Genomic DNA, 12,793 nt, shown 5'->3' with positions numbered 1-12,793 from the left:
GGCAGGAACCAGGCGGACCCCGCGTGCACACCGCACGCGGGGCTCGCCTTTTGCGCGTTACCCGAACCTGGGAGGAACCGACCATAGACGTCTCATGTTCGGCTATGGCGACCTCAGACTATTTGGCCTGGGCATAGTTGTCGACCGTGGCCACGGTGAGCATAAAATCCACCGGAAAGTCACCGAACAAAAGGCGCCCAGCAGTCTCGGCGGCCGTCGTGATGATCCGCGCCACGTCGGCGGCGTGCACAGCGGGGGTGTGCACGATCACCTCGTCGTGCAAAAAGAACACCAGGTGCGGCGCACTGTCGAAGGGCGCCCGGGTACCCGGAGGACCGAATTCTGCGGCGCTCGAACCGGATTCACCTGCTTTCGCGGGTGGAGCATCCGCTCTGCTGAGGGCGGTGAGCTCGCGTCGGATCTCCGCCATCCAGCACAGAGCCCACTCGGCGGCGCTGCCCTGCACGATGAAATTGCGGGTAAAGCGTCCCCAATCGCGCGCCTGGCTACGAGCACGCCGTTCGTCGGTCGCCGTGGCCGCCGGGTCATACGCCTGCGCCTGGGACTCATGCCAGCCCGGTGGGGGTGTCGGTGATGAGCGCCCGAGTCGGGTCGTCACAACCTCGCCGCGTTCTCCGGCGCGGGCCGCCGACTCGGTGAGCGCGATGGCCAGGGGGTAGGCACGGGCCAATCGCGGCATCAGTCGCCCGCTCTCCCCCGACGTGGCTCCGTACATTGCGCCGAGCATGGCGACCTTGGCGTGGTCGCGTGTTGCGACGACCCCGCTCGACACGATTCCGGCGTACAGGTCGGTACCTCGGCCGGCCCGTGCCATGCTCGTATCCTGCGCGAGCGCGGCGAGAACGCGGGGTTCGAGCTGGGCCGCGTCGGCGACGACGAGCTTCCAACCGTCGTCGGCGACGACGGCACCGCGAATCTGCTTGGGCAGCTGCAGCGCTCCCCCGCCGCGGGTCGCCCAGCGGCCGGTCACGACTCCGCCCGGCACATAGTCGGGGTGGAATCGGCCATCGACGACCCAGGATTCCATCCATGTCCAGCCATTTGCGCTCAGCAACCGCGACAGCTTTTTGTACTGCAACAGCGGTTCGATGACCGGATGCTGCAGCTTCTTCAACTCCCACCCGCGAGTCGACGTCACCGCGAGGCCCGCCCGTTGCAGCGCCCTGAATAGTTCCTGGGGTGAGTCCGGGTTGAGCGCGGCATCATCCAGTTCTGAGCGGATGCGCTGCGCCAGCCCCTCCAGTCGGGCGGGGCGAGTGCCGGGTGCAACCCGTGAACCTAGTTCCCGGGTGAGTAGTCGATCATGCACGTCGGTGCGCCAAGGCAGCCCGGCGTAGCGCATCTCCGCTGCAGTGAGCGCCCCGGCGGACTCGGCGGCGAGCAGCAGGCGCAGCCGCCCCGGTTCGGCAGCGGATGCCACGGCATCGAGTTGCCGGCGAAACTCCCGAAGTGCGGAATTACCGGCACTGTCATCGACTGAGGTGACGTCAAAATCAAAGAGTGTCGCCCGCGGTTCGGCCTGGTCACAGGCTGTTGAACTCGCGAGGTCCCACCGACCCGGAGCGGCCAGGGCGACGTCACTCGTCGATGTCAGAGCCGAGTTCTTCAGGATCACGTGACACAAGCGAAGATCGTAGCAGCGCTGCACCCGGATTCCTTCGGCCAGCAGGGCCGGATAGATGTGGGACGTGTCCTCCCAAACCCAGCGCAGCGCGGTGGTACCCGGTTCGACCGACGAGACCAACGATGAAAATGCGGCCGGAGTGAGCCGGCGTGCCGCCTCGAGCGCAGTGCCGGCGTCGTCCAACATGTCGACGAGGAATTCATCGTCGCTCGCTTGCTGCACCAGGACATACACCTCACCATTCTGCCCCGTTGCTGCCGGGCGTAACACCGCGCCCATCGGCTTCTCGGATGTCGCACGGAACCGCGCAACCGCGCCCATCGACAGCACCGCTACTGGTCGCATCACCGCTCCCATCGGCTTCTCGGAGTCGATGGGAGCGGTGATCTGCGAGTGGACGCCCCCAGATCGTGTTAGCCGGCGATCTTGTCGCCGTTGGGCGCGACCACCCACCAGACGTCGCCGACAGCCTGGCCGGTGGTGTCACCGGCGGCCGCGTCGCCAGCCCAGTAATACAGGGGCAGGCCGTTGAGCGTGACCTGCTTGCTGCCATCCGTGCGGGTTATGACACCGACCGTCCCAGTCACACCGTCAACGACAGGAGTGTCGGACTCGGCAACGACCGCGGGCCATTTGACTAGGCACTCGCCCTCACATGTACTCTTGCCCGAGTCTGCGACATCCTTGTCGAAAACATATAGGGTCATTCCCGCTGAATCGACGACGATCGTGCCGAGCGAACTGTCGGCCGTAGCGAGTGTGGCCTTGGCTGCCGGTTCGGCCGCCTCGCTTGACGAACTCGACGTATCCGCCGCGGGCGCCGTCGTCCCCTGGGAGCATCCGCTCAGCGCAAGAACGCTGAGGGCAACCGCCCCGACGACCGGTCCGACCTTGAGCCAAATTCTGCTGTTCATGATTGCTTCCTTCTCTCGATGCACTGGTCTGAATGGTGCGTGATGAAGTGGTGCTTGTCGTTGACTGCGGCTGTCGCTGACTGCTGCTGTCGCTGACTGCGGCTGTCGTTGACACGGTGCGCTGTTCGGGCGTGCAGGCGTAGGGGGCCTTGGAGCTACCACGAGGTGCGGCCGATAAAAGTTCAGCGCGTGAGCAATTGGTGGCCAGGTGAACGCGGCGCGCGGCAATGTCGTTAGCTTCTTCGTCCAGGGCGTAGGGAAGTCGTGAGGATCGGCCGGAACAGTTTCGGGTGGGTGTCTACTTTGGTCTGCCCGACTGCAGTGCAGTGGGGCCGGATGCCCATCCCGCCCATATTCCGCCACCCGCTGCAGAAGGAGCTCCTATGCTCGACCTGATCTATCTCCTGGGCGTTGGCGCCCTGTTCGCCCTCGTTGCCTTCGTCGCGTGGGGGGTCGAAAAACTGTGACTATTTTCTCGCTCATCACGGTGGGCCTGGCGGTGGCCGCCATCGTGTACCTCGTCGTCGCCCTTCTCAAACCGGAGTCGTTCTAGTGGACGCGTGGTTGGTGGCCCTGCAGGCGGCGACCGTCGCTCTCGTGCTCGCTCTCATTTACCGACCGCTCGGTGACTACATGGCGCTCATTTACACCGGCACGCGCGATCTGCGCATCGAGCGCGGCTTCTACCGCCTGATCGGTGTCGATGCCCGCTCGGCGCAAACCTGGCAGTCCTACCTGCGCAGTGTGCTCGCGATCTCCCTTGTCGGTGTTGTATTGCTCTACTCCCTGCAGCGGCTGCAAACCGTGTTGCCCTACGCTCTCGGCCTTCCGGCGATTCCGCAGGGGGTCTCCTTCAATACCGCCATTTCTTTTGTGACCAATACCAACTGGCAGTCCTACTCTCCCGACGTGACTATGGGCTACTCGGTGCAACTGGTCGGCCTGGTTGTGCAGAATTTCGTCTCGGCGGCGGTCGGGCTGTGCGTGGCTATCGCACTGATGCGAGCTTTCGCGGCCGTGCGGTCCGGCACGATCGGCAATTTTTGGGTGGACCTGACCCGCGGCATACTGCGTCTGCTGTTGCCTCTGTCCGTTCTGGCCGCCGTTGTCTTGATCGCGTCGGGCGTGATCCAGAACCTGACCGGCTTCACGACCATCACGACCCTCACCGGAGCGTCCCAGTCGCTGCCGGGCGGGCCGGTCGCGTCACAGGAGGCGATCAAAATTCTCGGTACTAACGGCGGCGGCTTCTTCAACGCGAACTCGGCGCATCCGTTTGAAAATCCCACAGCTTTCACGAGCCTGCTTCAGGTTGTGCTGATGCTCGCCATTCCTTTCAGTCTGGCGCGCACCTTTGGAACTCTGGTCGGCGACCGCAAGCAGGGCTACGCCATCGTGGGCACGATGGCGAGCATCTTCGTCATCTCGCTGACCGCGCTGACCCTTTTTGAGACGCTTGGTACCGGAACAGCGCCCCAGCTAGCCGGTGCGGCGATGGAAGGCAAGGAAACTCGCTTTGGAATCGGGGCATCGACCCTTTACGCCACATCCACAACCCTCACGAGCACCGGTGCCGTCAATTCGATGCACGACTCGTTCACCGCCCTGGGCGGCCTGATGCCGATGTTCAACATGATGCTCGGGGAGGTGGCTCCGGGCGGTGTGGGCTCGGGGATCTACGGAATGCTCATCCTGGCCATCATCGCTGTTTTCGTCGCGGGACTGCTCGTAGGTCGCACGCCGGAATACCTCGGCAAGAAGCTTGGCCCGCGTGAAATCAAACTTGCTAGCCTCTACATTCTCGTGACACCGACCCTCGTGCTGGCCGGTACGGCGTTGTCCTTCGCGATTCCGGCCGTGCGAGCAGACGTCGAGGGCACGTCTATTTGGAATCCGGGCCTGCACGGCCTGTCAGAAGTTCTCTACGCATTCACCTCGGCGTCCAACAACAATGGCAGTGCTTTCGCCGGACTGACGGCGAACACGCCGTGGTTCAACGCCGCGCTCGGTTCCGCGATGCTGCTCGGCCGGTTCATTCCTATCGTGCTGGTACTCGCGCTCGCCGGAACCCTCGCCGCCCAAGACAGGGTGCCAGCGACGGCGGGCACCCTGCCAACCAATCGGCCTCAATTCGTCGGTCTGCTCGTGGGCGTGACGATCATCATCGTGGGCTTGACCTACTTTCCCGTTCTCGCGCTCGGACCTCTCGCTGAAGGGCTGCAGTAACCGCCATGACCACTCTCACCGACTTTTCAGATGACACTCCCGTCATTACCGAGCCCCGTCACCACCGACCGCCAGCCGCCACGGGAGCGATCAGCGTCGCCCAGCTGCTTGCAGCTCTGCCCGGAGCGTTTCGCAAACTTGACCCACGGCAGATGTGGCGAAACCCCGTCATGTTCATCGTCGAGGTTGGCGCGCTGCTCACCACCGCACTCGCGATCGCCGAACCGTTTCTTGGCGGTCCTGCCACCTCGGGTGGCGACACGGTGCCGCCGAGCTTTACCGCTGCGATCGCCTTCTGGCTGTGGCTTACCGTCGTGTTCGCCAACCTCGCTGAGTCTGTGGCAGAGGGGCGCGGCAAAGCTCAAGCGAACAGCCTGCGCAAAACCCGTACCAGTACCCGCACCAGTCGGTTGGTCGGCTACAACAGCGAAACGGATGCCGCCGCTTGGCACACCCCAAGCGAACAGGTGTCATCGGCCGAGCTGAAACTTGGCGACGTCGTTGTAGTGGTGGCCGGAGATCTCATTCCCGGCGATGGGGACATTATTTGGGGTATCGCCTCGGTTGACGAATCCGCCATCACCGGTGAGTCAGCGCCGGTCGTGCGCGAATCCGGCGGCGACCGCAGCGCTGTCACCGGAGGTACCCGGGTGCTCAGCGACCGCATTGTTGTCTTGATAACGAGCAAGCCAGGGGAAACCTTCGTCGATCGCATGATCGGGTTGGTCGAGGGTGCCAAGCGGCAGAAAACGCCCAACGAAATGGCCTTGAACATTCTTCTCTCGGCCCTGTCGATTGTATTTGTCGTGGTGACGCTCACTCTCAACCCCATTGCCGGGTATTCGTCCGCGGCGGTGAGCCTGCCGGTGCTCGTCGCTCTGCTCGTCTGCCTCATTCCCACGACGATCGGCGCGTTACTCTCTGCCATCGGCATTGCGGGGATGGACAGGCTGGTACAGCGCAATGTGCTGGCGATGTCGGGCCGCGCCGTCGAAGCCGCGGGCGACGTCACGACCCTGCTACTCGATAAGACCGGTACCATCACCTACGGCAACCGGCGGGCGACCGAATTCGTGCCGTTGAGCCACATCGAGCCCGTCGATCTTGTGCGATCGGCAGCCCTGTCATCACTGAGCGACCCGACCCCGGAAGGCAAATCCATCGTCGACCTGGCGGTGCTTCGGGGAGTAAACCGGCCCGATGCCCAGAACGGCCTCGTCGTGCCCTTCACCGCGCAAACCCGCATGAGCGGGATCGACCTGCAAGACGGTGCGCAGATTCGCAAGGGTGCCGGTTCGGCAGTGATCGCCTGGACGGCGGAAACAACGCCGGCTGAGTCCTCCGTGCTGGCCGACCTGGCCGGGCACGTCGATCGCATCTCGCAGGCGGGCGGGACCCCGCTCGTGGTCGCCGTCGGCTCGGCAACCGGCGTCCGAAAAATAGTCGGCGTGATTTATCTCAAGGATGTAGTCAAAGAGGGTATCGCTGAACGCTTCGCAGAACTCCGTGCAATGGGCATCCGCACCATCATGATCACCGGTGACAACCCGCTGACGGCCAAGACCATCGCCGCCGAAGCCGGCGTTGACGACTTTCTGGCCGAGGCCACTCCCGAAGAGAAGCTTGCCCTCATCCGACGCGAACAGGCCGGTGGCAACCTCGTGGCCATGACCGGTGATGGCACCAACGACGCCCCGGCCCTGGCCCAGGCGGATGTCGGCGTGGCGATGAATACCGGAACCAGCGCGGCGAAAGAGGCCGGCAACATGGTCGACCTCGACTCCGACCCGACCAAGCTCATCGACATAGTGCGTATCGGAAAACAACTGCTCATTACCCGTGGCGCGCTGACCACCTTCTCGATTGCAAATGATGTCGCAAAGTATTTCGCCATCATCCCGGCCATGTTCGCCGGGGCTTTTCCGGGGCTCGCCCTGTTGAACGTGATGCAACTGCACTCGCCGGCCTCCGCCATTCTCTCGGCCATCATTTTCAATGCGCTCATCATCGTGGCTTTGATTCCGCTGGCCCTGCGGGGGGTGAGGTATCGGCCTGCCGCTGCCGCCAGCATCCTGAGCCGTAACCTGCTGATCTATGGGCTCGGAGGAGTACTTGTTCCGTTCATCGGTATCAAGCTCATCGACCTGCTCATCACCCTGATTCCCGGTTTCTAGAACGTGTCTGCCAACCAGAAAGAAGCGCTCTCATGACCAGTGCCCGATCGAACGCACGCCACTGCTGGGTGGCCGTGCGCGCCATACTCCTGCTCACCGCGGTGCTCGGCATCGTGTATCCGTTCGCGATCACGATTGTGGGCCAGGTCGGATTTTCGGCACAGGCGAACGGTTCGCTGGTGTCCGAGAACGGCACCGTGATCGGTTCCGCGTTGATCGGACAGTCTTTTACCGATTCCGACGGCGCTCCGCTGCCCGAATGGTTTCAATCCCGGCCATCGGCGGCGGGTGCCGGTTATGACGCGGCAGCCTCGAGTGGCAGCAACTGGGGGCCGGAAAATCACGACCTGATTAGCGCCATCAGTGAACGCCGAAGCTCCATCGCTGCATTCGAGGGGGCGAGTGCCGAATCGATTCCCGCGGACGCGCTGACGGCATCTGCTTCGGGACTCGACCCGCAGATCTCTCCCGCCTACGCACGACTGCAGGTACCGCGGGTCGCCGCGGCACGCGGTCTCTCCGAGAGCCAGGTGCACGCGCTGGTCGAGTCTAAGCTTGCGGCACGAGACCTCGGGTACCTTGGGGAACCGACGGTGAATGTTCTACAACTCAATCTCGCCCTTACACACTTGGGTGGCTGACCTGAAACGGGGTGGATAGCATGAAGCGTGGCCGATTGCGGGTTCTGCTCGGTGCGGCTCCCGGCGTGGGAAAGACGTACACGATGCTTGAAGAGGGGCGACGCCTGCACGATGCGGGCCACTCCGTTGTCGTGGCGGTCGTCGAGACCCACGGACGCGAGGCGACTGCTCGAATGCTTGCCGGCCTTAAGGTGATCGACCGCATGGAGGTGGCCCACCGGGACATACTGCTCACCGAAATGGATGTCGACGCTGTGCTTGCCCTGGCACCGGAAATCGTGCTGGTCGATGAGATGGCCCACACCAACGCGCCGGGCTCGGCACGCCAGAAACGGTGGCAGGACGTTGAGGTACTTCTCGAAGCGGGACTGGACGTAATTACAACGGTCAATATTCAGCATCTCGAGTCCCTCGGCGACGTGGTCGAGCAGATCACCGGAGTGGCCCAACGTGAGACGGTGCCCGACGCTGTGCTCCGGGCCGCCGACCAGATCGAGGTGGTTGACCTCGCACCCCAGTCGCTGCGTATCCGTCTGGCTGAGGGGCTGGTCTATCCGTCTTCTCGCATCGATGCAGCCCTCTCCAACTATTTTCGTCTCGGCAACCTAACGGCGTTGCGCGAGCTGACGCTGCTCTGGCTAGCCGACGAGGTCGATTCTGCCCTGCAGAAATATCGGGCAGAGCACGGAATCAGCCACAAGTGGGAGGCGCGGGAACGCGTTGTCGTGGCGCTGACCGGCGGACCGGAGGGTGAGACGCTTTTGCGTCGCGGAGCCCGAATCGCGGCACGGTCAGCCGGCGGTGAGCTGGTGGCCGTGCACGTGACCAGCCAGGACGGTCTGCGAACCCCGCATCCGGGCGCGCTCGTCGCCCAACGGGCACTTGTAGACAAGCTTGGCGGCAGCTTTCATCAGGTCGTCGGCGACGACATTCCGCGAGCCCTGGTGGAATTCGCGCGGGCCGCCAACGCCACACAACTCGTCATCGGTGTGAGTCGGCGTGGCAAATTCGCCGCAGCGCTGACCGGACCGGGAATTGGGTCTACGGTCATTCGTGAATCCGGTGATATCGACGTGCATATCGTCACGCACTCCGCCGCCGCGGAAAAATGGACGCTGCCGCATCTCGGCGGTGCGCTGTCAACCAGGCGCCGGGTGCTCGGATTCGTCGGAGCGCTGATCGGCGGTCCGCTCGTTTCGTGGTTGCTGGTTACTTTTCGCTCGGATGAGTCGATCACGAGTGACGTGCTCAGCTATCAGCTGCTCGTCGTGTTGGTGGCTCTCGTTGGCGGCATCTGGCCGGCGGTTTTCGCCGCACTGTTGTCTGGCCTGACCCTGGACTTCTTTTTCGTCGCGCCATTGTATACCGTGACCGTGGCGGAGCCGCTGCACGTGCTCGCCCTTGTGCTCTACGTTCTGAACGGTGTGCTGGTGAGTTATGTGGTCGATCAGGCCGCCCGGCGCACCCGTACCGCCGTGCGCGCCCGTGCAGAGTCCGAACTCCTAGCCACCGTTGCTGGCGGAGTGCTGCGCGGCCAGGACGCGCTCCAAGCGCTCGTGACGCGCACCCGGGAGGCCTTCGGACTGGTAGGAGTGCGTCTGCGGGCCGGGGATACCGTGCTCTATACCGATGGCGAGCCGGTAGGCGATGATGCGGTCACTCTGATGCCCGTCGGCGAGCGGGCCGTGCTCGAGTTGCATGGCTCCGACCTCGCGGCGTCAGAGCGACGCCTGCTGCAGGTGATCGCCACCCAGATGGATGCAGCTCTCGAGCACAAGGATCTAGCCCAAACCGCGAATGAAATCGCGCCTCTGGCCGAGGCGGACCGGGTGCGCAGCGCCCTTCTCGCAGCGGTTGGACATGACCTGCGTCGCCCGCTGGCTGCCGCCACTGCGGCGGTCAGCGGACTTCGCGCTACCGACGTGGATTTGAGCGACAACGATCGTATCGAGCTGCTGGCCACCGCCGACGAAAGCCTCGAGTCGCTGTCGGCGCTCATTACCAATCTGCTCGACGTGAGCCGGCTGCAGGCCGGCGCGCTCGGCGTGCGGCTGGACCCTGTCGACGTGGCGGATGTGGTGCTGCCGGCCCTCGATGAGCTTGACCTCGGTCCCGAACTGGTCGATCTGGATCTGGGCCCGAATCTCAGTATCGTTCTGGCCGATGCGGGGCTGTTGCAACGGGCCATTGTGAACGTCGTGGCCAATGGCGTCCGCTTTGCTCCCGCCGGATCGCGAGTGCGCATTTCGGCCAGCGAGTTTGCTGGAAGGGTGGAAATTCGGGTCAGCGATCACGGTCCGGGAATTCCGCCCGGCCGACGAGCGGATGTCTTCGTGCCGTTCCAAAGGCTCGGCGACACCGACAACCTCACCGGCCTCGGCCTTGGCTTGGCCATCGCCAAGGGTTTCGTCGAAGGCATGGGCGGAACGCTCGACGCGGATGATACGCCCGGCGGCGGAGTCACTATGGTCATCTCACTGCCGACCATGTTCGGCGGTCCCGCCGAGGAGAAGCCCGAATGAGAATTCTGATCGCCGATGACGATCCACAGATTCTGCGGGCACTCCGCATTACCCTCGGCGCGCGCGGCTACGACATCATTACCGCTGGCGACGGTGCCGACGCACTCAATGCGGTGATCGAGCAGCACCCCGACCTTCTCATGCTCGATCTAGGCATGCCTCGGCTCGACGGTATGGCCGTCATCGCTGCCGTGCGGGGGTGGAGCCAGGTGCCAATTCTCGTGGTCTCCGGGCGCACGGGTGCCTCCGACAAGGTCGACGCCCTTGACCTCGGCGCCGACGACTACGTCACCAAACCGTTCTCGATCGACGAGTTGCTGGCCCGAATCCGTGCCCTAACCCGGAGGGTGCCATCTGTCGATGACGTACCGGTGGTTCAGCTGGGCGCCGTTACCGTCGATCTCGCGGCCAAGCGTGTGACCCGGCGCAGCGCAGCGCAGCCCGAAACCGTTCGGCTCACCCCGACGGAATGGCGCATTCTGGAAGTGTTGCTGCGAAACCCGGGCAAGCTCGTCACTCGCGAGCTGCTCCTGAATGAGGTCTGGGGACCACATCACGCCAACGATTCGGGCTATCTGCGGCTCTACATCGCCCAGCTGCGCAAGAAACTGGAGGCTGTTCCAGCGTCTCCGCGTTACCTTTTGACCGAGGCAGGCATGGGGTACCGATTCGATCCCGAACCGGCATCGTGAGCGAGGAGTGGATCGGGTGACTCGCCGGCGCGGGGCTGGCGAGTCACCCTAGCTCCGGCTGGGCGGTGGATTCGCGGCCTAGTCGCCGCCGAGGCTCACCGAGATCTTCACGACCTTGCCTATCGGTTGCGGTGCCCCGGTTGCGTCGGCCACGAAGGAGTTCGTCGTGACGTAGACGCTATTGCCGGCCAGTTCGATCGCGGACGGTGAGCTGACAGGGATCTGCAGCACCCGCTCGGTAAGCGTCGGGTGGAACACGGAGACCGCTCCGGTGCCATTGGGGCCACCGAACAGTTCGGTCACGGCGATCAGTCCGGTGCGTTGTGACACTGCCAGGTCAGTCGCGCCAACGAACCCGCCCATCACGAACTGCACTTCACCGTCGGCCGGATTGAACCGGTAGACTGCGCCGCGGGCGCCGAGGCTCGCGTCTTCGGGGCCGCCGGGCAGGCTCGTCACATAGAGCCAGCCGTCCCCACCCTGTTCCACGTCGGTCGGCACCGGTTCGAACCGATAACCGAATCCGGCCGTGCAGGCCGGGAACCCGACACCGGCGGCGATCTCAGGAGTGACCATGATCGGGTCACCGGCCGGAAGCACGGCGGCCGTGCTGACCGTTCCGTCGTAGCCGACTCTCAGGATGGCGTTCGCACCGGCATCCGCCACGTACACCGCGTCTTCCAATGGGAGGCTGGCATACGGGTGGGTATCGACGATTCCGGCGTAGGAGGCGGGTCCCGTCGGCGCCGCCGGATCGAACTGGTCGAGGCAGGCCTGCGGCAGGTCGACGAATCCGTACGTGTTCACCTGATCGGGGTTGGCGGTGCTCTCGTAGGCGTAGAGGTCAGCGAGTGGCGCAGACACACCACCGACCGGCATCGCGTACAGCGCCGATGCCGTGTGATCCTGGGTATTGGTGGAGTAGTAGACCGTGCCGCTGCGCACCGATACGGCGCCCAGTTCATCGCCGGGGTTGGCGCTCGCCATAACCTTGCTCGTTCCGCCGGGGCTGACCTTCGTCAACACTCCCAGTGCGTTCTGCGAGACGTAGGTTGTGCCGCCCGCACCGACCCCCAGACTGAGCGGCAGAAAAAGGCCGCTCGCTAAGACCGTGGGACCCCCGAGATTGGGAATCTCCACAGCGGATGCCGGGGCTGCGACCATCGCCGAAGCAACGGCGGTGACGCAGGCGACGGCGGTAAAGACCAACTTTTTCACAACGTGCTCCTTGACTCGATGTGGCTTTCAGCGGGGGTTTCCAAGAAGCACGACGGGTCGCGGGCAGATCTGTGGTGCTAAAAGATGCGTCAGCCAATTTTGAATGTGTGCGGCGCACCAGTGCGACGTAAATCGTGCTGTCCCGAAGGAGTCGGCGCACACAGACGCCGACGAGGGCACATTATCCCCGAAGCTGAGAGTTGTCTAGGTATTTTCCGCCAATGGCGAGAGGTCACTTCTCCGGTGGCAACGTAGAACGTCGCTACATACCCATAGCGGAAGTGAAAGACGACCCCGAGAATCAGGCTTTACGGTAAAAATTGACCACGCTGCGCGAAATTACACGTCGCCGACGGCCTTTTTCAGCAGGGTCACCAGATGTGTCTGGTCGGCGGCGGTGAGTTTGGTGACGGCGAAGGAGCTGGGCCAGAAATTGCCCTCGTCGAGCTTCGCATCGGGTTGAAAGCCGATGGTGGCATACCTCACCTTGAATTTGGCTGCGCTCTGAAAAAACACCACGACTTTGCCGTCGCTGTTTGCGTAAGCCGGCATGCCGTACCAGGTCTTCGCACTGAGATCAGTGTGGCTCTTCACCAGGTCGTGCAGGGTCTCGGCCAATTCCTTGTCAGTGCCGCCCATCGATGATATTGCTGCGAGGCAGGCGGCCTCCAGATCGGCGCCTTGCTGTGCGGCTTTGGCTTCGGCCACTGCGGCCCGCATTGCGGCCTTTTCTTCTTTGCTGAAAGTGGTACTCATACTCT

Annotated in this window: 10 protein-coding genes; 6 read left to right on the top strand and 4 right to left on the bottom strand. The window is 63.7% G+C overall.

Going from position 1 to position 12,793, the window contains the following annotated elements; all coding sequences use genetic code 11:
- Positions 1-118 precede the first annotated feature (118 nt).
- Both QMK31_RS00685 and QMK31_RS00680 read right to left on the bottom strand, forming a co-directional pair.
- Complete coding sequence (locus tag QMK31_RS00685; protein ID WP_502852450.1) at positions 119-1,924, bottom strand: bifunctional 3'-5' exonuclease/DNA polymerase; 1,806 nt, start codon at positions 1,922-1,924, stop codon at positions 119-121.
- 134 nt (positions 1,925-2,058) lie between these two features.
- On the bottom strand, positions 2,059-2,559 hold the full coding sequence (locus QMK31_RS00680; RefSeq protein ID WP_283499044.1) for a COG4315 family predicted lipoprotein: 501 nt from the start codon (positions 2,557-2,559) through the stop codon (positions 2,059-2,061).
- 463 nt (positions 2,560-3,022) lie between these two features.
- On the opposite strand from QMK31_RS00680, the gene QMK31_RS00675 reads away from it, so the two are divergent.
- The 6 genes from QMK31_RS00675 to QMK31_RS00650 are packed head-to-tail and all read left to right on the top strand — an operon-like array spanning position 3,023 to position 10,814.
- The gene (locus tag QMK31_RS00675) at positions 3,023-3,112 is read left to right on the top strand and encodes a potassium-transporting ATPase subunit F (protein ID WP_283499043.1); all 90 of its coding nucleotides are present in this window, start codon (positions 3,023-3,025) and stop codon (positions 3,110-3,112) included.
- Positions 3,112-4,785, top strand: a complete 1,674-nt coding sequence (gene kdpA / locus QMK31_RS00670; protein WP_283499042.1) for a potassium-transporting ATPase subunit KdpA — start codon at positions 3,112-3,114, stop codon at positions 4,783-4,785. Before QMK31_RS00675 ends, kdpA begins: the two co-directional genes overlap by 1 nt.
- Before the next feature lie 5 nt (positions 4,786-4,790).
- Positions 4,791-6,959 (top strand): potassium-transporting ATPase subunit KdpB, encoded by a 2,169-nt coding sequence (gene kdpB, locus QMK31_RS00665; protein WP_283499041.1) that lies wholly within the window; start codon positions 4,791-4,793, stop codon positions 6,957-6,959.
- Between the two features lie 32 nt (positions 6,960-6,991).
- Complete coding sequence (gene kdpC / locus QMK31_RS00660) at positions 6,992-7,600, top strand: potassium-transporting ATPase subunit KdpC (protein ID WP_283499040.1); 609 nt, start codon at positions 6,992-6,994, stop codon at positions 7,598-7,600.
- Positions 7,601-7,620: 20 nt separating this feature from the next.
- Positions 7,621-10,122: an ATP-binding protein gene (locus QMK31_RS00655; protein ID WP_283499039.1), complete on the top strand. Its 2,502-nt coding sequence runs from the start codon at positions 7,621-7,623 to the stop codon at positions 10,120-10,122.
- Positions 10,119-10,814, top strand: a complete 696-nt coding sequence (locus tag QMK31_RS00650; protein WP_283499038.1) for a response regulator — start codon at positions 10,119-10,121, stop codon at positions 10,812-10,814. The genes QMK31_RS00655 and QMK31_RS00650 overlap by 4 nt, the downstream gene beginning before the upstream one ends.
- A gap of 78 nt (positions 10,815-10,892) precedes the next feature.
- Here QMK31_RS00650 and QMK31_RS00645 read toward each other — a convergent pair whose 3' ends face one another.
- Positions 10,893-12,032: a ScyD/ScyE family protein gene (locus tag QMK31_RS00645; RefSeq protein WP_283499037.1), complete on the bottom strand. Its 1,140-nt coding sequence runs from the start codon at positions 12,030-12,032 to the stop codon at positions 10,893-10,895.
- Between the two features lie 339 nt (positions 12,033-12,371).
- On the bottom strand, positions 12,372-12,788 hold the full coding sequence (locus QMK31_RS00640) for a CbbQ/NirQ/NorQ domain-containing protein (protein WP_283499036.1): 417 nt from the start codon (positions 12,786-12,788) through the stop codon (positions 12,372-12,374).
- Positions 12,789-12,793: the final 5 nt, after the last annotated feature.

The organism is Cryobacterium sp. PH31-O1 (assembly GCF_030063455.1).
Taxonomy (GTDB): Bacteria; Actinomycetota; Actinomycetes; order Actinomycetales; family Microbacteriaceae; genus Cryobacterium.
Note: the sequence above shows the minus strand (reverse complement) of the source record. Positions and strands in the feature narration are given on the sequence as shown.

Coding starts and splice junctions, on each gene's coding strand:
- QMK31_RS00685 (WP_502852450.1), bottom strand. CDS start 1,924: ATGGGCGCGGTGTTACGCCCGGCAGCAACGGGGCAGAATGGTGAGGTG.
- QMK31_RS00680 (WP_283499044.1), bottom strand. CDS start 2,559: ATGAACAGCAGAATTTGGCTCAAGGTCGGACCGGTCGTCGGGGCGGTT.
- kdpB (WP_283499041.1), top strand. CDS start 4,791: ATGACCACTCTCACCGACTTTTCAGATGACACTCCCGTCATTACCGAG.
- kdpC (WP_283499040.1), top strand. CDS start 6,992: ATGACCAGTGCCCGATCGAACGCACGCCACTGCTGGGTGGCCGTGCGC.
- QMK31_RS00655 (WP_283499039.1), top strand. CDS start 7,621: ATGAAGCGTGGCCGATTGCGGGTTCTGCTCGGTGCGGCTCCCGGCGTG.
- QMK31_RS00650 (WP_283499038.1), top strand. CDS start 10,119: ATGAGAATTCTGATCGCCGATGACGATCCACAGATTCTGCGGGCACTC.
- QMK31_RS00640 (WP_283499036.1), bottom strand. CDS start 12,788: ATGAGTACCACTTTCAGCAAAGAAGAAAAGGCCGCAATGCGGGCCGCA.